Consider the following 22,204-nt stretch of genomic DNA (forward strand, 5'->3'; position numbering starts at 1 on the left):
GCCAATTGCAGTTTCACGCCACTGACATTCCAAAAGCGCGTATTAGCGTTAATTAACTTGTGGTACGGGTCGTGTATGAAAGCGCGATATTCAATCACGCCTTCATCAACGTTAAAATTGACCTCTTCAAACTCACCAACTTTGAAGCCTTTATAAATTAGCGTATCGCCCGGTTTATAGGTCAGCTCGTCATTTTGGCTGGTGAGTTTAACATGCAGGCCGGGCGTGCCGGGTGGGGTAACGGGAGGGCGCTCAAGTGCCGTAAACTGCAGGACTTCCTGATTGCCACTCTCAGCGGTCATGGCGATGAAGCTACCAGACAACAGCGTATTCAGACCGGATACCTCAGAAAACGAAATGCGCGGCGCAACTACCCAAAACTGGGTGTTCTCATTCAATAAATGCGCGGCATTGTTGTCGATCCGCGCTGTCACAGTAACACCGTTCAAATCAGGGTTAAGTTCAATGCGTTTAACCTGACCAATGTCTAAATCGCGTACTTTTATTGGCGTTTTGTTTACCTCAATACCACTGGCTGATTGCATATTGATGGTGATCAGCGGGCCTTGATTTTTCCACTGGTAATACACCATCCAGCCGCCCACAAGCAATGCCAGGATTGGGATAACCCAGACTTTAGAAATGGGCGTAGTGGGTTTTATATTTGCATCTTGCGTCATAGTGTACTGACTTTCCTTTGCTGCCAGATTAGCCTTGTGTCGAATGTCATTGCCGCTAGCATGGTAACGAACACCAGCGCACAAAACGCCAGAGCCGCAGGTCCGGGGTATATGGATAATGTGCTGCCCAATTGAATCAGGGCAACCAGAATCGCAACGACAAACACATCAATCATCGACCAACGGCCAATAAATTCAATAAAACGGTAGTAGCGAATTTGCCGGTCAGGGCGGGTTAGCTCATGATACTGAACGGCGTACGTTAATCTCGCCAAAATCGCCAGCTTGGCAATGGGTATGACTATACTAGCACCAAAGATGACTCCGGCAATAGGATACGACCCTGATTGCCATAAACTGATCACGCCGCCCATTATGGTATTGGGTTCATCGCTGCCAAATAGTTCAGTGTGCATAATAGGTAAGGCATTGGCCGGTATGTAGAGCAGTACGGCAGTGAAAAGTAGTGCCCAGGTGCGTTGAATGCTAAGACTCGCTGTCTCGTCGCTAAGCGGTTTTGCCTGAGGCAGGTGTCCGTTGTAAAGCCATATTTTTATGCGTGTCTCGTCAAAGTAAAACAGGGCAGCACTCATGCAAATACTAAAGAGCACGAAGGCATAAAATGACATGCCAATTGCAACGTCGGCAAGAGACGTAATTTTTATCAGGCTAACCAATGTGCCTAACAAGAATATCTCGGCCATGCTCCAGGGCATCAGTGTTTTTACCCAGAACAGTATGGTTTTCATCCAGTTTTGGGGCGTGGAAAACAATCGCCCCCATAGTAAAACCACCAACCCCACAAGTACCAAGCCCGGTAAAACGAGCGTAGCCAGCCCGGTTATCAACGCAAGAGACACATAATCCTGTTCAATCAGCACGTTCAACCCACCGGGCAGATCGATGTTATTTTGTTGCCCGCTGGCGCGGAATGACAAAAAATTAAACGGCAAAGAGAGGCACAAAAACACCAATGCACTGACTGCCAAAGACAAGCAAAGTGCGTAGTCCTGTTTATGGTAAATACTGAGGGTGTGGCCACACCGAGGGCACACTGCGCGTTGCTTGTGCTGTAAATGCGGCACGTTTACCGTGGCTTCGCATTGAGAACAGATTAGCTCGCAGGTTGATGCATTTTCGGACATGAGTAACGCCAACAATCACTTAGGTATATAGAGTAACCCAGAAGAGGTTGCGATTATAGCCTGATAAACGGGCGCAGCGTGAATTTCAGGTACAAAAAAGGCAGCGATTCGCTGCCTTTCTAATGAGTAACAGATCTAGTAGCTTGCGTTACCCGGTGTACGTGGGAAAGGAATCACGTCACGCACGTTCTGCATACCGGTTACGTAAGCCACCAGACGCTCGAAGCCTAACCCAAAGCCTGCGTGAGGCACGGTGCCGTAGCGGCGAAGATCGCGATACCAGCCGTAGTCTTCTTTGCTCAGGCCCATTTCTTCCAGGCGGTCGTCGAACACGTCCAGGCGTTCTTCACGCTGCGAGCCACCGATGATTTCACCGATACCCGGTGCCAGTACATCCATAGCAGCAACCGTTTTGTTGTCGTCGTTCAGACGCATATAAAACGCTTTAATGTCTTTTGGATAGTTCTGCATGATGATAGGTGCGCCAACATGCTCTTCGGCCAGATAGCGTTCGTGCTCACTCGACAAGTCAATGCCCCAGCTAACCGGGAATTCGAAGTCTTTGCCGCAGTTTTCAAGAATTTCGATGGCGTCAGTGTAATCCATGCGCACAAAGTCACTGCTGATAAGCTTTTCAAGGCGGCTAATGGCTTCTTTGTTAATGCGCTGCGCGAAAAACGCCATGTCATCGGCACGTTCTTCCAAAACCGCTTTACACACGTACTTCAGCATGTCTTCGGCTAACTGCGCGATATCACCTAAATCGGCAAACGCGACTTCTGGCTCAATCATCCAGAATTCAGCAAGGTGACGTGACGTGTTGCTGTTTTCGGCGCGGAAAGTCGGGCCAAACGTGTAAATTTTTGACATTGCACAGGCGTAAGTTTCGCCGTTCAGCTGACCGGATACTGTGAGGTACGCTTCACGACCGAAAAAGTCCTGACTGTAATCCACATCGCCTTGTTCAGTGGTTGGGATGTTCATCATGTCGAGCGTAGAGACACGGAACAGCTCACCCGCACCTTCGGTATCACTGGCGGTGATTATGGGCGTACTGACCCAAAAATAGCCGCGCTCATGGAAGAAGCGGTGAATAGCCTGAGACAAACAGTTACGTACACGAGTGACTGCACCAATTACATTGGTTCGCGGGCGCAAATGCGCGTGCTCGCGCAGGTACTCAATACTATGACGTTTCGCTGCCATCGGGTACGTGTCCGGGTTTTCTACCCAGCCCACAATGCTCACCTCGGTAGCGTCCAGTTCCAGTGCTTGTCCCTGGCCTTCAGATTCTTTTACTGTGGCAGTGACAACCAGAGAACAACCCGCCGTCAGGCGTTGTATATCGGCATAATTGGGTAATGTATTCAGTGCAATGACCTGCACAGGATCAAAACAGCTGCCATCATGCAGGGCAATGAAAGACAAGCCGGCTTTTGAATCACGACGGGTGCGAACCCAGCCTTTTACAGTTACCGTTTCGCCAACCGCGTACTTACCAGCCAGTACGTCGACAACGGGGGCGTGTGTCATGGTTATTCTCTCCAACAAATAGATTTTGTGCTAAAGCGCAAATCATCGCACAGCCCTTGGTCGATTGCATCCAGATTTATTAAACAAAAATCGAAAAATGCCGATATATACTGTGAATCGTTCAATTTTGTATCACTACGGCATTGGGTTGATGGATTTTCGACCAGTGTCGTGACGTGAAGTAGAGTGAGAGGGGTGACATGGCAGTACAGCAGGCAATCAGATTTGGTGAGGACCGTCGCAAGAAATCGCGCGAAAAGGATACCTATTACCAGGTTGTTATTACATTAAATTCACTGGTGTGGTTAGCGCTGGTGGTTTGCTTGCTGTTATTTCATTTTGCCCGTCCGGAAATGGTCAGCGGTGTACAGCAGTTTTGGGGTATCGATGGCCGCACCAGTTGGTCGCCTGAGTACATGAACGCACTGATCCGTTTGCTTCAGGTTTGCTTAGGGGCGAGCTTGATCACTATGTTTTTGCGGTCGCGTCGCAGCCGCCGCAAAGAAGACAATTACGGCGTTAACTTATTTATTCTGGCAGGCATCAGTACGGTGAGTCTGGTGACGATCAATTCGATATTGCTGGCATAACTAAACCGCACACGTTATACAAAAAAAGCTGAACGCAAGGCGTTCAGCTTTTTTGTTATCAGGCGATAAACGCGCTGGTTACCAGATAATAGGTGTAACCAATGTAGGCCAGTAAAAACACGCCACCTTCCAAGCGGTTAAGGCGCCCCGGTCCTTTCAGGCCAATACAGAACACAAATAATGCGACAGACAGAATGAGCATAAATAAGGTGTCGCGGTACAAGAAGCTGCTGTCTACCTGCATAGGGTGAATCACACCTGCAATACCCACTACGGCCAGTGTGTTAAACATATTTGAGCCAATGACATTACCCAATGCCATATCGTGTTCGCCTTTCTTCACTGCAACCAAAGACGAAGCCAATTCAGGTAACGACGTACCAATGGCTATCACGGTGAGTCCAATGACGACATCGCTAACGCCGAAGAAGGTCGCTATTTCAACCGCTCCCCATACCAGGATACGCGAGCTGATAATCAATAAAATCAGACCGACAATCAGCCACAGGGTATCTGCTTTAAGGTTGGCAGGTTTGCTGTTCAGCTCTTCGCCAAACTCTTCTGCCAGCGCGTCTTTGTCGCCGCGAAGACCGGTCCAGATACTCCAGGAAATAAGCAGTATAAATAATCCAAGCAAAGAAAACGCATCGTCCTTGGACAAGTTTGCATCCAGTAATTGCCAGGCTGCAAAGAAGGTAAGGCCTAGCAGAATAGGCAGCTCTTTACGGATAATTTCAGAGCGAACGGCAATAGGACTAATAAGTGCGGTAATACCCAGGATTAACGCAATATTGGCAATGTTAGAGCCAAACGCGTTGCCCAGTGCGATACCGGAACTGCCTTCCAGTGCAGCGATCACAGACACTATAATTTCTGGTGCAGAGGTACCAAAGCCAATAATTAACATGCCTATTAGCAGCGGCGACAGTCCGAACTGACGAGCGACAGATGCAGCGCCTCCTACAAATTTGTCGGCACTCCACAGTAATAAAGGTAACCCTAAAATAATAGCGACGCTCGCTAACAGCATACACACTCCTTCACAATTCCGCGTTAGTACAAACGCATGGTGGAGGATAGTGCATTCGCACTGACTTGTGAACCGCAGATCCGACCAATCACCTTACAAATTACTCCGGATACAATAGCACGCCAACGAATCACTTTTGTCTGCTGCATTATTATGGGCGGTATTAAGGATTACAGTCGTGACGATAAAAATAATCCGTTATCCAGCGGCCGATGAGTTCTATACACTTTGCGCTCAATACATCGCTCTATGACAGCAACAATTGTGTGGCTGTGTGTATAGCGGCAAAGCCAGGAAAACTGAACGCACTCATGCATCATACTTTAATTATTACGGACATCGCTGAACAACTCGACTTGCCGGAGCTGACGGTATTAACTTTCCAGCAGTATCTGCAGGATTACCCAAAACTGAATGAGCCGAAAACACGGGTAATTAACCTGTGCGACACAGGTAAATACCTGAGTCAGGGATACTATTGTTCACTGTTGGCCGAAGCGAGACAGCACCGCGTTATTCCTGGTGTAAACACCATTAACGATCTGCGTCCGGCGCAAGCTGATCAGGAACTGCCAACCATTGCAATCAAGCCTCAGGAACGCGAAGCGCTTGAAAGCCTGGGTGGAGAGCTGTTCGTGTGTTTCGGTAAGACCTCCGATGTACGCTTGAAGCGTTTGGCCAGTGTGGCGTTCTCGCACTATCCCAGTCCGCTATTGCAACTGGTGTTAAGCAGCGATGTCACCGCCGTGAGATGTAACTCGGTAGGACTTAACGAAGTGCCGGAAAGCTTGCAGCCAACCTTTATTGAGCGGTTGAAGCAATTTACCCAGCAACAATGGCGTACCAACGGCCGCAGTAAACAAGCGCGCTGGGATATGGCAATTCTGGTTAATCCGGACGAGCCGACGCCACCCAGTGACAAGCGCGCCATTGCTAACTTTGTGAAAGCGGCCGGAAAGGTTGGCTTTCATGCAGAAGTGGTGACCGCGCAAACCATTGGCGACGTTGAACAATACGATGCGCTTTTTGTACGTGAGACAACGGCAATCGACCACGCAACATACCGTATCGCCCGCGAAGCGGAACGTGAAGGTGTTGTGGTTATTGACGATACGCAGTCGATTCTGCGTTGCTGTAACAAAGTGTTCCTGCAGGATGCGTTTACCTATAACAAGGTACCTGCGCCTAAGAGCCGCTTTGTGACCAATGCTGATGAAGCGACCTGTGAGCAACTGATTGCTGACCTCAACTTGCCGTTAATTTTGAAGTTACCGGAAAGTTCGTTTTCCCGCGGTGTTTACAAAGTGGAAACCCGCGAAGCGCTGGTTAGCAAGCTGAACAGCATGCTGAAAGAGTCAGCGTTAGTGCTGGTGCAGGAGTACATTTTTACCGAGTTCGACTGGCGTATTGGTATGCTGGGTGGTCGGCCGATTTACGCCTGTAAATACTTTATGGCGCGCAACCACTGGCAGATTTATAACCACCAGGGCGACAAAGCCGATTCCGGTGGGTTTGTCACCCTGCCGACATTTGAAGTACCGCGCCCGGTATTAAAAGCGGCTATCAGTGCCGCGGAAGTCGCCGGCGTGGGTCTGTACGGCGTGGATATAAAACAACGTGGCAATAAGGTGTATGTCATTGAAGTGAATGACAACCCTAATATCGATTCAGGCATTGAAGATAAATACCTGGGTCAGGAATTGTACCTGCTGGTAATGCAGGAATTTGCCAGCCGGTTAGAACGCAGAGGCAGATAATCATGGCTATTTCAGTGGGTCAGTGGCAATTAAGAGCCGGTGCGATCAGCGATTTAAACAAGCTGGTGGCACTGGAGAATCATTGCTTTAGTAACGATCGGCTGAGCCGTCGGAGTTTCCGACATTATCTGACCGCGAAAAATGCAGAACTGGTCGTCGCTGACAGCGATGGCCAGTTACTGGGCTACGGGTTGTTGCTGTTGCGACGCGGGACCTTACTCACCCGTTTGTATTCTCTGGCAGTTCACGAAGATGCCCGTGGACAGCGTTTGGCAGAAGCCATGGTGCTATGGCTTGAGCAACGCGCCACTGCACGTGGAAAGCGATATATGCGACTGGAGGTTGCTGAACATAACCAGTCGGCTCAACGCCTTTACGAGCGTATGGGATTTTTGCCTTTTGGTATGTTTGAACACTATTACGAAGACGATACGAATGCGATTCGTATGCAAAAAGCGCTGCCATTGAGCGGACCGGAAAAAACCTTGCGTCGTTGCCCGTGGTATCAGCAAACGACAGAGTTTACCTGTGGGCCAGCCAGTTTATTAATGGCAATGGCTATGCTGGACCACTCGCTGGTACCTAATCAGCGGGACGAATTCAGTATCTGGCGGGAAGCGAATACGGTGTACATGACCAGTGGACCTGCAGGTACGCATCCAATTGGACTTGCAATGGCTGCGCAGGCAAGGGGCTTCGACGTAAAAGTGTATTTGAATCAGGGCGCGCCTTTGTTTGTTGACGGCGTGCGCAATGAGCATAAACGACAAACGCTACAGGCCGTTGAAGAAAACTTTTTTAACGAGGCAGAGCAACAGCAGTTACCGGTCTTTTATTTGGATTGGTTAACCCGGTTGGATAATTATCAGAATATGCAGGATTGCGCGCTGGTCTGCTTAATCAGCACCTATCGCTTCGACCGGACGAAGGCTCCTCATTGGGTTGTGGTCACGGCCATTGATGATCAGTGTGTGTATATTCACGATCCCGATCCGTCCACCCCGGGAGCAATGGATTATCAACATGTTCCAATTGCCCGGGAAGACTTTATACGTATGGCCAGTTATGGCAAACGTAAAATCAAAGCCGCCATTGTGTTGCGCCAGCAAGCGCAATCACTAGTGTGCAGTGATCTTGATTTGGCTGTTTAGCTGACGCAATTGATCAACCAGTGACATCAGGTCGTTGATGTTACCGCGGAATAAAGAGCGTTTGGTTACCATCGTATTGCCTGAATGACTCAGCTGACCCTGGTTAGCTGGGTCAAACACGGCGGTTTCTTTTTCCAGCTCAGCCCACTGAGACTGACAGTTTGCAGGGATCAGGTGGCGCTTGGCGATCAACTTGTCTCTCATTTGCAACAGTTGGCCCATGACTAAGGTTTGATTTCTCGGTGTATCGGTCATTTTCATTCTCCTCACATTAACCGCGGAGCCCTGTAGACTGCGGGCCAATGCGGTGACGATTAAATAATAAACAAAAAAAGGTGTATAAAAGGTCTTAACCACACAGGGTACGTAGCAAAATCAATACCTAAACGCGGTGATAGGTATAATTTTGTAGAAGAGACGGGGAGTGAATGAAACCTGGTCAGCGGCTGAAGCAGATTTCAAATAGTCAGGTTAAGGATACTGGGGAAGTTATTAACGTTTTGATTTTTCAAACGAAATGACGTTGTTTGGCACGTTGTCTTCGGCGAATCAGGGCTACGCCGGTCCAGGGAAACAAGTAAATTACCAGTGCTGTCACCAGCGCCGATCCCACGGATTCGGGTTGCAAAGGCAATGAAGGTTCGAAGACATTTATTACACTTTGCAGGCGAGGGTATTGGTTGGGTTGAACAAAATACCCAACCTGTTCGAAATAATTCGCCTGTTGTAAATACTGCGACGCGAACTGTGCTTCGTTGTAGGCTTCAATCACCGCTAACTTGTGCTGGGCATCATCACGGACCAGCGCGGTCTCATTGTTCAGTAACGCTTCAATCATCACATCTACAGATGAATAACCGTGGTCGTTGGCCAAGCGCGCATAGTGTGCTATTTCTTCGCCGGTTGCATCCAGGTAACCGTTTAAATATTGCAGGTATTGTTGATTCAGTACGGGTACTTGCAGCGTTACTATGAATAACACTGCAAAAAGTACTTTGTCGATGAGTCGCGTTAAAATCCCCAAAAATACCTATCCGTATAGTTGTTTCAGACTGGTGTAAATCGCCTGAGTCAGCCGGGTTAATTGTTCAGGCGATACAATATAAGGTGGCATAATATAGACCAGTTTGCCAAATGGACGAATCCACACCCCTTGCGCCACAAACAGTTTCTGAATGGCAGCGACATCCACCGGGTGTTTGGTTTCAACTACCCCAATCGCCCCTAAGCTTCTGACATCGGTAACACAGGCGAGTTCCTTACATTGCGCCAGTTCAGCAGAGAGTTGTTTGCCAATATCAGCGACCTGTTGCTTCCAGTCGCCCTGGGCAATCAGCGATAAACTCGCGCTGGCCACAGCACAAGCGAGTGGGTTACCCATAAATGTCGGACCATGCATAAACACACCGGGGCTGCCTTCGCATACGCCTTGAGCCACTTCTTCGGTACACAAGGTGGCGGCCAATGTCATGTACCCGCCGGTCAGGGCTTTACCCAGGCACATGATATCAGGCGATATTCCCGCGTGATCGCAACCAAACAACCTACCAGTCCGGCCGAATCCCGTGGCAATTTCATCGCAGATCAGCAGGACGTCGTAGGTGTCGCACAATTGTCGGCAGCGCTTCAGGTATTCAGGATGATAAATCCGCATGCCGCCGGCACCTTGCACAACCGGCTCCAGGATCAGCGCGGCCAGTTCATGATGATGACTTTCGAATAACTCTTCCAGAGGTAAAATGTCATCTTCGCTGAATGCCTGACCAAAACGGGTTTGCGGCGCAGGGGCGAAAACCTGAGATTTCAAGGTATTGCTGAATAAACTGTGCATGCCATTTACCGGATCGCACACCGACATAGCGGCGAAGGTGTCGCCGTGGTACCCGTTGCGCGGTGCAATTAGCCGTGATTTCTCCGGGCGCCCCTGACATGCCCAGTATTGCACTGCCATCTTGATTGCGACTTCTACCGATACGGAACCCGAGTCAGCTAAAAATACCCGTTGCAGGCCAGAAGGGGCCATGTCGAGTAATTGCCGGCAAAGCCGAACGGCTGGCTCATGGGTGAGTCCGCCAAACATGACGTGACTGAACGCATCAATCTGATCATGGGCAGCTTTATTGAGTAGCGGGTGGTTGTAGCCGTGAATAGCCGCCCACCAACTGGACATACCATCTACCAGGTTTTCGCCACTGGCCAGTTTGATTTCTGCGCCTTTGGCGCCAGCTACTTCATAGCACGGAAGCGGGTTTACCGCCGATGTGTAGGGGTGCCAGATGTGTTGTTTATCAAATTCTATGTTGTTTGTATTTTGCACAGTAGTAAAGTGTTTGTAGTTAATTTGGTTGACAAGATGCGTTGGCTGCATAGACTAAGCCACCATTCAGTAAGAGTAAAGGATAGGCGATGTCTGTCACACAGCACAATTCAGTTCATTCGGCGCCAGGCTCATCTCATGGCGCCCAGGTCTCTGCGATCCGCCATGATTGGACGCGTGAAGAGGTTGAAGCCTTTTATGCTATGCCGTTTAACGATTTGTTATTTCAGGCGCAAATTGTTCACCGTCAGCATTTCGACCCGAACGAAGTTCAGGTGAGCACGTTATTGTCTATCAAAACCGGTGCGTGTCCGGAAGATTGTAAATACTGCCCGCAAAGCGCGCGTTACGACACCGGCCTGGAAAAAGAACGCTTGCTGGAAATGGAAAAAGTGATCCAGCGCGCCAAGGAAGCCAAACAGACTGGCTCAACCCGCTTCTGTATGGGAGCAGCGTGGCGGAATCCGAAAGAACGCGATATGCCTTACCTCACGCAAATGGTCGCGGAAGTAAAATCTTTGGGGCTGGAGACGTGTATGACGCTGGGTATGCTTACCCGCGATCAGGCGTTAGCGCTCAAGCAAGCAGGTTTGGATTACTACAACCATAACCTGGATACATCACCGGAGTTCTACGGCGATATCATTACTACCCGAACCTATCAGGACCGTTTGAATACCCTGCAGCACGTTCGTGACGCGGGCATGAACGTATGTTCTGGCGGTATTGTCGGCATGGGTGAGAGTGTCTCAGACCGCGCAGGGCTATTAATGCAGCTGGCGAATTTACCTGAACACCCACAAAGTGTACCCATTAACATGCTGGTAAAAGTCGATGGCACGCCATTAGACAAACTGGACGACATGGAGCCCTTTGAGTTTATTCGCACCATTGCCATTGCCCGTATCATGATGCCGGCATCACATGTGCGTTTGTCAGCCGGGCGGGAAAACATGAGCGAGCAGACCCAGGCGCTATGCTTTATGGCGGGTGCGAACTCAATATTCTACGGTTGCAAGCTGCTGACTACATCCAATCCGGATACACACGAAGACGTCGTGCTCTTCAAAAAGCTGGGTATTAATACCGAGCGAACGCGTGACTATTCTGACGAAGCGCATGAACTGTTGCTGGAAGAAGCATTGGAGCAACAGCAGCAAGCGCCTGATGATTTATTTTATGACGCCACGGCAGGCAAACCAGCAGGTAAGCAAGCCGAGACCGTCTGATGGCCTTCGAGTTCATTGACGCCCAACTGGCTAAACGCCAGCAAGATGGCTATTACCGCCAGCGCACATGCATTGACTATGAGCGGGATGGGGTAATCGCCATCAATGGCCAGCATTACCTGAATTTTGGAAGTAATGACTACCTTGGACTGCGCCATAATCAGGGCGTATTACAAGCTTGGGTTGAAGGCTTAGCCCAGTTTGGCGGTGGTAGCGGGGCATCGCCGTTGGTTACCGGCTACAGTGCTGCGCATCGCGAATTAGAACAAGTGCTGGCCGAAGCCTTAAACCGTGATGCCGTATTGTTATTTTCCAGCGGGTTTGCTGCCAACCAGGCATTGTGTCAGGCGTTATTTGCCGAACAAGGTGACATCATTGCCGACAAATACATGCATGCGTCGTTTATAGAAGGGGCAACCGCCAGTGCTGCCCGATTGCGTCGATTTGCTCATAATGATTACACCCACCTGTCTGCTTTACTGTCGAAAACCACCTCTTCTCACCGACTGATAGCGTCGGAAGGGGTGTTCAGTATGGACGGCGATTCGCCAGATGTTGCCCAACTGGTAGCGAGTGCAGAAGCGTCTGACAGTTGGTTAATGCTGGATGATGCCCACGCCTTCGGGGTTACCGGAGAATACGGACTGGGTAGCATTGATGCCTATCAGTTGTCTCAGCAGCAGTGTCCTGTGGTAATGGGGACCTTTGGTAAAGCGGTTGGCACAGCGGGCGCATTTATTGCGGGCAGTCATGCCCTTATCGATTACCTGATCAATTACGCGCGGCACTATATTTATTCGACTGCCTTTCCCCCGGCACAAGCTGTTGCCACATTGCACGCTTTATCTCTGGTTACGCAAGGCACTGAGCGCGAACAGCTTCACGCCAATATTGCCCATTTTAGAACGAGAGCCAATCAGGAAGGGTTAACTCTAATGGCATCGCAAAGCGCGATTCAGCCTGTTGTTGTCGGTTCTCCTACACGCGCAGTGGCGTTATCTGCTGAGCTGGCGAATCGCGGCTTGTGGGTGCCTGCTATGCGACATCCTACCGTACCCAAAGGGACCGACAGACTGCGTATTACGTTAAGTGCCAGTCACGCTACGCGGGATATAGATGCCTTGGTTGACGGGTTATTGCTTGCTAAGGATTCAATTCTGGCAAATGCTGACCCCAGCGAACATGACGCAGATGACCATGGCACTGATTGATCCTGTGACGACGCCTGAACACTGTACAGACAAGCGTGATATCGCTGCGCGTTTCAGTGCTGCGGCTGCGCAATACGATGCGCTTGCCGGCATCCAGCATGCGATAGCAGATGCCGCACTTTTGCGACTGGGTCAGATGGCTGGTAAGTCGGTGCTGGATATAGGTTGCGGCACCGGCCGAAACACTGCGAAGCTTGCTAACCACTGCGCTGAAGTAACAGGCATGGACCTGGCGCCAGGTATGGTTAGCCAGGCCAAGAGCACTTACCCTACCATTGCGTTTTTGCAAGGCGACGCCGAGCAGGTACCCTTGCAGTCAGGCTGTGTTGAATGCGTGTTTTCTTCCATGGCATTGCAATGGTGCGGTACACCACGTCAGGCAATCAGCGAAGTGTTCAGGGTGCTGGCCCCCGGTGGTCGGGCTGAACTGGCAATCATGGTTGCAGGCTCCTTTCCTGAACTCAAATCAGCAGCCGACAAGGCGGGTATTCAATTGGCGCTTAATACACTGACGTGTGCAACACAATGGTTAGCGACAGTGTGTGAATCTGACTGGGCGGGGATAAGTCACGATTTAGTGAGTTATACCGATAGCTTCGACAATATCACATCGCTGCTAAAGTCCATTAATGGTGTCGGGGCAGGCAGTCAGACAGAAAGCCGTACCCGTGCACGATTAACCCGGGGAAAATTACAGGCGCTGGCCGCCGCTTTCCCTGATACGACGTCTGGTCTATTTAATAATACCTATCACATTCTGCATCTTAGTCTGGAGAAGCCGTTGTGACTAAAGCTTACTTTGTTACCGGAACAGATACCGAAGTAGGAAAAACCTACACCAGCTGCAAAATACTGGAGGCCTTTTCTCAGCGTGGTAAAACCGCGTTGGGTTATAAGCCGGTGGCCGCGGGCTGTGATTGGCAAAACAATCAGTGGGAAAATGAAGATGCGCTGGCGCTGCAAGCCGCCGGAAGCCTGCGCGTACCACTGACGGAAATAAATCCCATTGCCTTACCCGATGCCATCGCTCCTCACATAGCCGCCGAGCGTCATGGTGAGCCTATTAGTGAAGCGGTTATTACATCGGGGTTTCAGGCGTTACATCAATATCAGCCCGATATACTGCTTATGGAAGGCGCGGGTGGTTGGCGACTGCCGTTATCATCAGCGCGTTTTCTGAGTGATGTAGTGAAAGACTTGCAGCTCGACGTCATTCTGGTAGTCGGCATGCGTCTTGGCTGCCTGAATCATGCTCTCCTGACAGCAGAAGCCATACAGAGAGACGGCTTAACACTGAAAGGCTGGGTGGCGAATCAACTGTTAGATGACATGCCGGTATTCGACGAAAACCTGGCCACGCTGGATGCCTTAATGCCGGCACCAAGGCTTGCCCTGGTGCCGTACAAACAGACGCCGGACCTGTCGCTACTGGTTGAGAAACTCGGTTAAGTCCTGTTCTGGCTTAATGACGTGTTTTGCCGCGCCGCGGAAACAAAATCCCGGTAATTTCCCTTTCAATGTCATTCGCTGGTTGCTCAGCAACAACGCAGCCCCTTCGCGAATAGCCAGCACCGGGGTGGTGGGATTCAACGCGGTGAATTCAAACAATCGGTCGTCGCGGGTTTCGCCATTGTGGTTGGGTGGCTGATAATCGGTGTAATGCGGGTTCAATTGGCAAGGAACGAAACCCAGCGCAGTGAATGACGGCGGCTCAATAATCGGCATGTCGTTAGTGGTACGGATACTCGCGCCGCAAATGTTGCTCCCGGCACTCCAGCCGATATAGGGCGTACCCGAGGCAACCTTACGGCGGATCACATCCAGCAAGTCGTTGTTGTACAACTGGTACAGCAAATTAAACGTGTTGCCACCGCCCACCACAATCGCGCTGGCGGATTCTACCGCTGCAATCGGGTCGTCTGCAGTGTGAATGCCACTGACATTGAGCGATGGCAGCGCCTGCTGGACTTTTTCCACATAGTCATCCCAGCCCAGGGTGACACCCGCATATGGAATAAATAAAACGTCGCGACAGTCACCCAGGTGTGCCTGGATCATTGGCTGAGCATGTTCGAGGTATTGTTCATCGCCCATGCGTGAGCTGGAAAGCATGAGAATGTGATGTGCAGTGTCTGTCATGGTAGTTACTCTTATTGTTCGAATTGCATCATGTAGTGTTGCCGCCGGCGTAGTGGATAAACCAAAGGGCATAAACCATGGTGTTTAGCTATGATGGACAGTACAATAGCCGGCCAGATAATCCCGTCTCTTTTGTCTTGCCGCGCTGGCAACGCCTGTAACAGGCCAAAAGTAAAAGAGAATGGACGCAAAGGTAGGTATTTGGCCAGAAGCCTGGCATCGGGTCAACCCGACAACCAATGTAGTGAAAAGGATTGAAACATGACATCACCACAAACAGCTGTTTTGTTTGTATGCCTGGGCAACATTTGCCGCTCTCCCACCGCAGAAGCGGTGTTTCGTCACAAAGCTGAACAGGCGGGTTTGAAACTTACTATCGACTCCGCTGGCACCCATGGTTATCACATTGGTAGTCCGCCAGATAAGCGTTCTCAGGCCACAGGCGAGGCGCGCGGATACAGTTTTAAAGGATTAAAGTGTCGGCGTGTTGCAGATGAAGACTTTGAGAAATTTGACTTCATTCTGGCCATGGACAATGACAATCTGAAAAATCTGCGGGGCATGAGCGACCCTTCCCATCACGAAAAAATTAAGTTGTTCCTGGATTTTGCCGGTTATGAGGGTGAGGAAGTACCGGATCCCTATTACGGTGGTAAAAAAGGCTTTGAGTTAGTGCTGGATCTTATAGAAACCGCAAGTGACGGACTCATCGCAAGCCTGAAATCCTAATGAAAACCCATGCTGGCCGCTGGCTTGTCGCACTTTGTGTACTGATGTTTTGCGCCGCAGCCGCGGTGCTTGCCAGTGGGTGGCAAACGGGTTTATCGAATCAGGTAAATAGCCAAATCCTGTGGCAGTTACAGCTGCCGCTAACAATAACCGCTGTGATCACGGGCGCGGCGCTAAGTGTAAGCGGCGCATCGTTGCAAGTGGTGTTGAGAAATCCATTGGCCGACCCGGGTATCATCGGTATATCCAGTGGCGCGAGCCTGGTTGCTGCTTTTGTGTTAATTCTTGCACCGCAGGCGCTGGTGGATCACTTACCCTACACTTTGCCGGTAGCGTGTTTTACCGGTGCACTCTTTTCCACCTGGCTGATTTACCGTTTGTCAGTGCGGTTACGCGGAATCAACACTGCAGTGATTCTGGCCGGTATCGCCATTACCACACTTACCAGTGCCATTATGGGATGGCTGTATTTGTTCGCTGACGCCCAGTCCATGCGTAACCTGACCTTTTGGATCATGGGGAGCCTGCATCAGGCTGACGCCTGGGTGTTGTTGGTCAGCGCGCCTATTATTGTCCTGAGCCTGCTCATCATTGGCCTCAATGCAACGGCGTTGAACGTGTTGTATACCGGGGATCTGACGGCGAAAAGTGCAGGAGTTGACCCGGATAAACTGAAACTGACCATTATGATTGCCTGTGCACTGGCTGTTGGCGCCGCCGTGGCTATAGCCGGTTCCATTGCCTTTCTGGGCTTGCTGGTCCCGCATTACCTGCGTTTGGTTATCGGACACAACAACCGCTATCTGTTGCCAGCGAGCGCGGTTACCGGCGCAACCATACTTTTGCTGGTCGCATTGATAAGCGAGTGGGTGCCTTTTGCGGCACTTCCCGTGTCCATGGTGACAGCCACTATCGGCGGGCCTCTGTTGTTATTTGCCATGGTAAAAGGACAGCTTAAATGACCCGGGAATTACGCGCCGAGCATATTTGTCTTACCAACCGGTTTAAACGGCTTTCAATTGTCCATGCGTCTTCCGGTATTGTGTGTTTGTTGGGTGCCAATGGCGCGGGTAAAAGCTCTTTGCTGGAAGTGTTAGCCGGGCTTACGCCAGCCACGGAAGGTGAAGTGCTGTGGGGCGGTCAGCCAACGGCACAACGCAGTCTGGCAGAACTGGCGGTGGAGCGTGGCTATCTCGCCCAAAAGCCCAGTATTCAATTTGAGCTGACCGGGCGTGATTGTCTGCAATTTTTTAACGACCATACCCAACAACAGATACCCGATATGCTGATTGAAAAGCTCGGCCTGACTACCTTGCTCGATAGGGTCTACACGCATATGTCAGGCGGCGAACAGCAACGTATTTTTATTGCGCGCACGCTGTTACAGGTGTGGCAGCCGCTGATGGACGGCAACGCATTGTTGATCCTGGACGAACCATTACAGAGCCTCGATATTCGACATCAGTATGCATTAATGTGCTGGTTAGCTGATTTAGGAATAAGAGGAAATCAAATAGTCATGAGTTGTCATGACGTAAATATTGCTAATACCTTTGCGGATACGGTATGGTTAGCGCGTTCAGGGGAGTTGTTGGCAAGCGGCCCGGTCGAAGAAGTCATGACCCTGGATAATTTGTGGCGAACCTTTGACTGTCATTTTGATTTTCTTGAACGTGAACCGCGCGGTGTGTTCGTACCCGTTTCGGTGTGACCTGACTGCTCAGGTTAGCCCATTTCTGAATTTTCCCGTTTTTTTATGAGGTGCTAAGTGAACAATTGGCAACCAGATAGTTGGCGCAAGAAGCCAATTCTGCAACAGCCAGAATATGACGATAAGGCCGAATTGGCCCAGGTAGAGAAGACCCTAAGCAGCTACCCTCCGCTGGTATTTGCCGCTGAAGCGCGAGAGTTACGCCGTCAGCTTGGCCAGGTGTGTGAAGGTAAAGGCTTTTTACTGCAAGGGGGCGACTGCGCCGAGTCGTTTAGTGAGTTTAATGCACCGAAAATTCGCGACACCTTTAAAGTGTTGCTGCAGATGGCCATTGTTCTGACCTTTGCCGGTCGTTGTCCGGTTACTAAAGTTGCCCGTATGGCGGGTCAGTACGCCAAGCCGCGTTCGTCTGATTTTGAAACCAAAGACGGTATTACGTTGCCAAGCTACCGCGGTGACATTATTAACAGCTTTGAGTTCTCAGAAGCGGCGCGTCGTCCGGATCCTCAGCGCCTGATCGAAGCCTATCACCGCAGTTCGGCAACACTGAACCTGCTGCGCGCTTTTGCACAGGGTGGTTTGGCTGACCTACATGAGGTTAATCGTTGGAACATGGCGTTCGTGGAGAACAACCCACTGAAAGAGCAGTATCAGGACATTGCCCGTCGCATTCAGGACAGCCTTGAATTTATGGATGTAATCGGCCTGAACGCCAGTAACACCCCAACGTTGCATGAAACCTCGTTGTTTACCTCTCACGAGGCGTTGTTGCTGAACTATGAAGAAGCGCTGACCCGTATCGATACACTGACCGGTAAGCCTTACGACTGTTCTGCACACATGGTGTGGATTGGTGAGCGCACCCGTCAGTTAGACCATGCGCACATTGAATTTTTCCGCGGTATCCACAACCCTATCGGGGTAAAAGTGGGTCCGACCATGGAAGAAGACGAACTAATTCGTCTGATTGATGCCTTGAACCCGAATAACGAAGCGGGTCGCCTGACATTGATCACGCGTATGGGTGCCGACAAGTTAGAAGCCAATCTGCCGCGCCTGCTGCGCCGTGTCAAAGCGGAAGGCCGTAATGTGGTGTGGAGTTCTGACCCAATGCACGGCAACACGTTCAGTGCTTCAAGCGGTTACAAAACCCGTAATTTCGACGCCATCCTGAGCGAAATCCGCCAGTTCTTTGCTGCCCATGACGCAGAAGGGACCTATGCGGGTGGTATTCATCTGGAGATGACCGGTCAACACGTGACCGAGTGTACCGGTGGGGCATATCAGATCAGCGATGACGATCTGGCTGAAGCCTACAAAACGCAATGTGATCCGCGTTTGAACGCCGACCAGGTACTGGAAATGGCCTTCCTGGTCTCAGATCATCTGCGTATTAAGTAATTCCGCAGTCGATTATTGTTGAGAGGGCGCAGCGAGGCAATCGCTGCGCTCTTTTTCGTTTAATATACCGGTAAAAATGGTCGCTCTGCGCAAACGGGTAGTGGTACTGTCACTGGCTGTTATGGCTGCAATAAAGTTTTCCGGATGAGGAAACTCCGCAAGGATGGCCTGCCAGTGCAGGTAACTCCCATACCCCATTAGTTTATCCTGGTAGCGTTGGTGTAAGCGTGCCGTCACGGCCTCCATCATGTCGGGGTGGGCCAGTAATTTTTTTGCAATGCACAAATGCAACTGCTGACTTTGTTGATCGATGCGCTGATGCTGCATGCGTTTTCGCTGATAAACCAAGGTGAATCCTGCTAGTCGTTGTCAATCAATGGGGTAAGCATGGACTCCATGCCATTGAGTTTAATTTCGTACATCAGCGCCAACTGCTGGCCGAGTTTTCCCTCGGGAAATCCTTGTTTCGCAAACCACACCAGGTAAGGCTCAGGTAAGTGAATCAGTTTCCTACCTGCGTATTTGCCAAAGGGCATGATCTGATTGATGGTAAGTTTTAGTTGCTGCGGGTCCATTAATCACTCGCCTGTTTTTGTTGGGCCTGCCAAAGCCCTGCGTACACACCCTGCTGAGACAACAATTCAGAGTGGGTACCTTGTTCAACGATTTGCCCTTGTTGCATGACCAGTATCTTGTCTGCATCGATAATGGTCGACAAGCGGTGAGCAATAACCATGCTGGTATGGCCCTCAGCCACTTCCCGCAAGGCGCTCAGGATGGCTTGCTCGGACTGACTGTCTAATGACGAGGTGGCCTCATCGAAAACCATGATTGCAGGACGCTTTAATATCGCGCGAGCAATGGCTACACGTTGTTTTTCGCCACCAGATAGCTTTAAACCACGCTCGCCAACCTGTGTGTTTATGCCATCGGGAAGACTGGCAATAAACTGCTCAAGGTGAGCCAGGCGAATAGCCTGTTGAATCTCTTGTTCCGTCGCGTCGGGGCGGCCGTAACGTATGTTTTCCCCAATGGTATCGTTAAACAGCACCGTATCTTGCGGCACAATGCCAATGTGCTGGCGCAAACTGTGCTGAGTGACCGTGCTGATATCCTGACCATCGATGCGAACGGCACCGGAAACAGGGTCGTAAAATCGAAATAGCAGTTTTACCAGCGTGGATTTACCCGCACCGCTTTCGCCCACAATGGCCACTTTGGTGCCGGGCTCAATCGTGAAGTTCACGTGGTTCAGGATACGGCGCTCAGCGCGGTAATAGAAACTGACGTTGTCGAAATGGATGCGGCTTTGATTGATCTCGAGTTTTCCTGCAGACGGCGCATCGGCAACGGTGGGAACTGTGCCCAGTAAATTAAACAGGTTTTCAATGTTAGCCAGCGAACCGCGGATTTCCCGGTATACGAAGCCCAGAAAATTGAGTGGCATAAAGATTTGCATGGTGAAGGCGTTTATTAGTACGAAATCACCAATAGTCATATTGCCACGGCTTACTTCTAACGCGGCTAAGAGCATCATGGAGGTCATTGACGCGGCAATAATGAACGCCTGTCCCCCGTTTAACGCGAACAGCGACAAACGGTTTTTCCGGCGTGCCTGCTCCCAGTTTGCCAGGTTGGTGTCGTATTGGCGCGCTTCGTACTGCTCGTTGTTAAAGTACTTCACGGTTTCGTAGTTAAGCAAGCTGTCGATGGCACGGGTATTCGAGGTTGAGTCCGCCAGATTTGCCTGACGCACAAACTCAGTGCGCCAGTCGGTCGCTTTCATGGAAAACCACACATAAGCCACCACTGAGCACAGAATGATCATGGCAAAGCTCATGCCGTATTGGGTAAGCAAAACACCTACTACCAACGCGATTTCCAACAACGTCGGGCCAATATTGAAGACCATAAACCGCATCAGAAAGCTGATACCACTGGTGCCGCGTTCTATGTCCCGGGAAAGCCCACCGGTTTGTCTGGACAAATGAAAGGTTAAGTCGAGGCGGTGTAAGTGTTCAAATACCTCCAGACCGATTCGTCGCATAGCGCGCTCTGTCACCCGTCCAAACAGGGTATCGCGCACTTCACCTAACAACACATTTATCAGTCGTAGTGTACCGTAAGCAATAACCAGGGCTATCGGCACTGCCAGCGTGGCAATGGGCTCCTGGTTGAGGTTGTCGACAGTGTGTTTTAACACGAAGGGTAGGCCAATACTGGCAATTTTTGCCGCAACCAGACATAGCAAAGCCAGTGCAACACGTTGTTTGAACTCAAGTAAGTACGGCCACAGACGCGCAAATACATGCCATTGCATGGGCGTATCCGGGTTGACAGGTAATCGGGTAGGGCGCATCTGTTCTTCTGTTTATCGCGAGGCTTTACATAAAATATCTTCGCAGGCAGAACGAGTCAAACGCCATCAACCTGTGTATTCGTTTTAAGTAAGAGCGGAATGCTATTGGTGTCACAATCGGGGCTATGGTAACGTGTTGGTATTGAGGATTCAAAAAGCAGATCTAACCCCTTGCTACAAGATACCTTTGGCCGACGCTTCTATTATTTGAGATTGTCTATTACCGATGTATGCAACTTTCGTTGTCAATATTGCCTGCCCGACGGCTATGAAGGGCAAGCGCAGACGTTTTTATCGGTAAATGAAATCGACACCCTGGTAAAAGGCTTCGCCGGCATGGGGACGTGTAAGATTCGGGTTACCGGCGGAGAGCCAACACTGCGCAAAGATGTTAGTGACATTGTAGCGGCTTGTGCTGCCACGCCGGGCATTCAGAAAGTGGCCATGACGACCCATGGCGGTAAATTGGCGAGTCATGCAAAATCACTGGCAGATGCCGGACTGAGTCAGGTGAATATCAGCCTTGATAGCCTGGACCCTGCGCAATTTGCTCTGATCAGCGGTCAGGATAAATTGAATGCGGTATTAGACGGCGTAAATGAAGCGCTGATCCATGGCATGTCGGTGAAAGTGAATACGGTATTATTGCGGCCCTTTGCTGAATCACAGCTAAGTACCTTTCTTGATTGGCTGAAAGACATGCCGGTGACGGTGCGCTTTATTGAGCTAATGGAAACCGGTCAACACAAGGCTTTCTTTAAATCACACCACACTAGCGCAGAGCCTTTTCTTGCACGCCTGAAAGCGGCAGGGTGGGAAGTGCTTAAGCGCGGCGCAGATGCGGGCCCCGCAGTGGAACTGCAGCACCCGGATTACGCAGGGCGTATTGGTTTTATAATGCCTTACAGCTCAGACTTCTGTAGCAGCTGCAACCGACTGCGCGTAACTGCATTAGGAAAATTACATCTGTGTCTGTTCAGTGACAATGGGCTGCCTTTGCGTGATTACTTGTTAAGAGGCGATGTAAGCGGGCTACAGGGGTTCATTACAGAAAAACTGGCGGACAAAAAAGTGTCTCATTACCTGCAGGACGGAGTCACAGGCATTACCAAGAACCTTTCCATGTTGGGTGGCTAACAATGGCAATAGTACAGCCTGAATCTGAACGATTAACTTACCGTTTACTGGACGAAACGGACGGTGAGTTTTTGTGGGAACTCGA

Annotated in this window: 23 protein-coding genes; 12 read left to right on the forward strand and 11 right to left on the reverse strand. The window is 50.4% G+C overall.

Annotated elements, in window-relative coordinates; translation table 11 throughout:
* The 3 genes from AC4MRN_RS10155 to asnS all read right to left on the reverse strand — a co-directional run.
* The coding region (locus tag AC4MRN_RS10155; protein WP_491203200.1) for an MlaD family protein at positions 1-680 on the reverse strand (680 nt) is incomplete at its 3' end.
* A complete protein-coding gene (locus AC4MRN_RS10160; RefSeq protein ID WP_491203201.1) occupies positions 677-1,825 on the reverse strand; it encodes a paraquat-inducible protein A in 1,149 nt (382 codons plus the stop codon). The genes AC4MRN_RS10160 and AC4MRN_RS10155, both read right to left, overlap by 4 nt.
* Before the next feature lie 135 nt (positions 1,826-1,960).
* Positions 1,961-3,358 (reverse strand): asparagine--tRNA ligase, encoded by a 1,398-nt coding sequence (gene asnS, locus AC4MRN_RS10165; protein ID WP_491203202.1) that lies wholly within the window; start codon positions 3,356-3,358, stop codon positions 1,961-1,963.
* 200 nt (positions 3,359-3,558) lie between these two features.
* On the opposite strand from asnS, the gene AC4MRN_RS10170 reads away from it, so the two are divergent.
* Positions 3,559-3,948 (forward strand): hypothetical protein, encoded by a 390-nt coding sequence (locus tag AC4MRN_RS10170; protein WP_073322661.1) that lies wholly within the window; start codon positions 3,559-3,561, stop codon positions 3,946-3,948.
* Between the two features lie 58 nt (positions 3,949-4,006).
* On the opposite strand, the gene AC4MRN_RS10175 is transcribed toward AC4MRN_RS10170, so the two are convergent.
* Positions 4,007-4,978: a calcium/sodium antiporter gene (locus tag AC4MRN_RS10175; protein WP_073322659.1), complete on the reverse strand. Its 972-nt coding sequence runs from the start codon at positions 4,976-4,978 to the stop codon at positions 4,007-4,009.
* 311 nt (positions 4,979-5,289) lie between these two features.
* Here AC4MRN_RS10175 and AC4MRN_RS10180 point away from each other — a divergent pair, with 311 nt between their 5' ends.
* Together AC4MRN_RS10180 and AC4MRN_RS10185 are read left to right on the forward strand one after the other, a co-directional pair.
* Entirely contained in the window at positions 5,290-6,735 is a 1,446-nt protein-coding gene (locus tag AC4MRN_RS10180; RefSeq protein WP_370242160.1) for a RimK family ATP-grasp domain-containing protein, read from the forward strand.
* A 2-nt stretch (positions 6,736-6,737) separates the two neighbouring features.
* The gene (locus tag AC4MRN_RS10185; protein ID WP_155014247.1) at positions 6,738-7,886 is read left to right on the forward strand and encodes a GNAT family N-acetyltransferase/peptidase C39 family protein; all 1,149 of its coding nucleotides are present in this window, start codon (positions 6,738-6,740) and stop codon (positions 7,884-7,886) included.
* Here AC4MRN_RS10185 and AC4MRN_RS10190 read toward each other — a convergent pair.
* The 3 genes from AC4MRN_RS10190 to bioA all read right to left on the reverse strand — a co-directional run bounded on the left by AC4MRN_RS10190 (position 7,854) and on the right by bioA (position 10,254).
* The gene (locus AC4MRN_RS10190; RefSeq protein ID WP_073322653.1) at positions 7,854-8,141 is read right to left on the reverse strand and encodes a hypothetical protein; all 288 of its coding nucleotides are present in this window, start codon (positions 8,139-8,141) and stop codon (positions 7,854-7,856) included. The genes AC4MRN_RS10185 and AC4MRN_RS10190 overlap by 33 nt on opposite strands.
* Positions 8,142-8,394: 253 nt before the next feature.
* Positions 8,395-8,910 carry a DUF2937 family protein gene (locus AC4MRN_RS10195; protein WP_491203203.1) on the reverse strand — a complete coding sequence of 172 codons (516 nt, stop codon included), beginning with the start codon at positions 8,908-8,910 and terminating at the stop codon, positions 8,395-8,397.
* Between the two features lie 6 nt (positions 8,911-8,916).
* On the reverse strand, positions 8,917-10,254 hold the full coding sequence (gene bioA / locus AC4MRN_RS10200) for an adenosylmethionine--8-amino-7-oxononanoate transaminase (RefSeq protein WP_491203204.1): 1,338 nt from the start codon (positions 10,252-10,254) through the stop codon (positions 8,917-8,919).
* A gap of 38 nt (positions 10,255-10,292) precedes the next feature.
* On the opposite strand from bioA, the gene bioB reads away from it, so the two are divergent.
* From bioB to bioD, 4 genes are read left to right on the forward strand one after another with little or no spacing between them, the layout of a single operon-like run.
* Positions 10,293-11,432, forward strand: coding sequence for a biotin synthase BioB (gene bioB / locus AC4MRN_RS10205; protein WP_487964490.1), 1,140 nt, complete (start codon positions 10,293-10,295; stop codon positions 11,430-11,432).
* On the forward strand, positions 11,432-12,643 hold the full coding sequence (locus AC4MRN_RS10210) for an aminotransferase class I/II-fold pyridoxal phosphate-dependent enzyme (protein WP_491203205.1): 1,212 nt from the start codon (positions 11,432-11,434) through the stop codon (positions 12,641-12,643). Before bioB ends, AC4MRN_RS10210 begins: the two co-directional genes overlap by 1 nt.
* On the forward strand, positions 12,630-13,430 hold the full coding sequence (locus tag AC4MRN_RS10215) for a methyltransferase domain-containing protein (RefSeq protein WP_491203206.1): 801 nt from the start codon (positions 12,630-12,632) through the stop codon (positions 13,428-13,430). Before AC4MRN_RS10210 ends, AC4MRN_RS10215 begins: the two co-directional genes overlap by 14 nt.
* Entirely contained in the window at positions 13,427-14,092 is a 666-nt protein-coding gene (gene bioD / locus AC4MRN_RS10220; protein WP_491203207.1) for a dethiobiotin synthase, read from the forward strand. The genes AC4MRN_RS10215 and bioD overlap by 4 nt, the downstream gene beginning before the upstream one ends.
* Here bioD and pepE read toward each other — a convergent pair.
* The gene (gene pepE, locus AC4MRN_RS10225) at positions 14,069-14,782 is read right to left on the reverse strand and encodes a dipeptidase PepE (RefSeq protein WP_491203208.1); all 714 of its coding nucleotides are present in this window, start codon (positions 14,780-14,782) and stop codon (positions 14,069-14,071) included. The two genes, bioD and pepE, sit on opposite strands and share 24 nt — an antisense overlap.
* Before the next feature lie 261 nt (positions 14,783-15,043).
* On the opposite strand from pepE, the gene AC4MRN_RS10230 reads away from it, so the two are divergent.
* The 4 genes from AC4MRN_RS10230 to AC4MRN_RS10245 are packed head-to-tail and all read left to right on the forward strand — an operon-like array spanning position 15,044 to position 18,623.
* The gene (locus AC4MRN_RS10230; RefSeq protein ID WP_073322639.1) at positions 15,044-15,511 is read left to right on the forward strand and encodes a low molecular weight protein-tyrosine-phosphatase; all 468 of its coding nucleotides are present in this window, start codon (positions 15,044-15,046) and stop codon (positions 15,509-15,511) included.
* Entirely contained in the window at positions 15,511-16,473 is a 963-nt protein-coding gene (locus AC4MRN_RS10235) for a FecCD family ABC transporter permease (protein ID WP_491203209.1), read from the forward strand. The genes AC4MRN_RS10230 and AC4MRN_RS10235 overlap by 1 nt, the downstream gene beginning before the upstream one ends.
* Complete coding sequence (locus tag AC4MRN_RS10240) at positions 16,470-17,222, forward strand: ABC transporter ATP-binding protein (RefSeq protein ID WP_491203210.1); 753 nt, start codon at positions 16,470-16,472, stop codon at positions 17,220-17,222. Before AC4MRN_RS10235 ends, AC4MRN_RS10240 begins: the two co-directional genes overlap by 4 nt.
* Before the next feature lie 57 nt (positions 17,223-17,279).
* Positions 17,280-18,623: a class II 3-deoxy-7-phosphoheptulonate synthase gene (locus AC4MRN_RS10245; protein WP_073322635.1), complete on the forward strand. Its 1,344-nt coding sequence runs from the start codon at positions 17,280-17,282 to the stop codon at positions 18,621-18,623.
* 12 nt (positions 18,624-18,635) lie between these two features.
* Here AC4MRN_RS10245 and AC4MRN_RS10250 read toward each other — a convergent pair whose 3' ends face one another.
* From AC4MRN_RS10250 to AC4MRN_RS10260, 3 genes are read right to left on the reverse strand one after another with little or no spacing between them, the layout of a single operon-like run.
* A complete protein-coding gene (locus AC4MRN_RS10250; RefSeq protein WP_491203211.1) occupies positions 18,636-18,971 on the reverse strand; it encodes a hypothetical protein in 336 nt (111 codons plus the stop codon).
* Between the two features lie 11 nt (positions 18,972-18,982).
* Complete coding sequence (locus tag AC4MRN_RS10255) at positions 18,983-19,198, reverse strand: DUF3820 family protein (RefSeq protein ID WP_073322631.1); 216 nt, start codon at positions 19,196-19,198, stop codon at positions 18,983-18,985.
* Entirely contained in the window at positions 19,198-20,982 is a 1,785-nt protein-coding gene (locus tag AC4MRN_RS10260) for an ABCB family ABC transporter ATP-binding protein/permease (protein ID WP_491203212.1), read from the reverse strand. The genes AC4MRN_RS10255 and AC4MRN_RS10260 overlap by 1 nt, the downstream gene beginning before the upstream one ends.
* Before the next feature lie 171 nt (positions 20,983-21,153).
* Here AC4MRN_RS10260 and moaA point away from each other — a divergent pair, with 171 nt between their 5' ends.
* Positions 21,154-22,119 (forward strand): GTP 3',8-cyclase MoaA, encoded by a 966-nt coding sequence (moaA, locus tag AC4MRN_RS10265; protein ID WP_491203213.1) that lies wholly within the window; start codon positions 21,154-21,156, stop codon positions 22,117-22,119.
* Positions 22,120-22,204 lie beyond the last annotated feature (85 nt).

It is taken from the genome of Marisediminitalea sp. (genome assembly GCF_984433645.1).